Origin of the sequence: Vibrio sp. OPT18 (assembly GCF_015163615.1) — a bacterium.
Lineage (GTDB): Bacteria > Pseudomonadota > Gammaproteobacteria > Enterobacterales > Vibrionaceae > Vibrio > Vibrio coralliirubri.
The window spans coordinates 1-462 of sequence record NZ_JADDYK010000067.1 but is presented as its reverse complement, the minus strand read 5'-3'; the positions used below and the strand labels follow the sequence as shown (position 1 = coordinate 462).

The 462-nt window shown below is 41.6% G+C and carries 1 protein-coding gene; it reads left to right on the top strand.

All coding sequences use genetic code 11. From position 1 onward, the window contains the following. Positions 1-90: 90 nt before the first annotated feature. Positions 91-360 carry an AlpA family transcriptional regulator gene (locus IQQ51_RS18040; RefSeq protein ID WP_193840521.1) on the top strand — a complete coding sequence of 90 codons (270 nt, stop codon included), beginning with the start codon at positions 91-93 and terminating at the stop codon, positions 358-360. Positions 361-462: the final 102 nt, after the last annotated feature.

Below are 462 nucleotides of genomic sequence, written 5' to 3'. Positions count from 1 at the left end.
CAAATCCACTATGAGACCGACTGAGACTTGTTGAGATAAAAAATACAGACCTGCGTCTTTGTTTGAGTGATACCAACAAAGGCAATAATCATGAACCCAAACCATTCAAACACTGGACATCCGAATCGCTTGATAAGACTTAAAGAAGTGATTCATATCAGCGGTCTTTCCAGAGCGTCTATCTACAGCTTTATGGAGGAAGATACTTTTCCTCAATCCGTGTCCCTAGGTGCAAGAGCCATTGGCTGGCGATATCAAGATATTCAAAATTGGATACTGGAAAAGATTCAAGAGCGAGATGAGAAGCTAATCAAGATGGCTGAGTTGAAAGCAAAGCAGGATAAGCGTTATGGAAGATAATGTGATTGAGAGTGAATGGTTCCGTGAGTACCAAATCGATACGGTGGATGGCGGTCTTTCGTTGCCACTGATAGAAAAACTCTATTTTGCTTATCGAAGCGT

Bases quoted from the DNA above. Each gene is read 5' to 3' on its own strand.
- IQQ51_RS18040 (WP_193840521.1), top strand. From the start codon at position 91: ATGAACCCAAACCATTCAAACACTGGACATCCGAATCGCTTGATAAGA.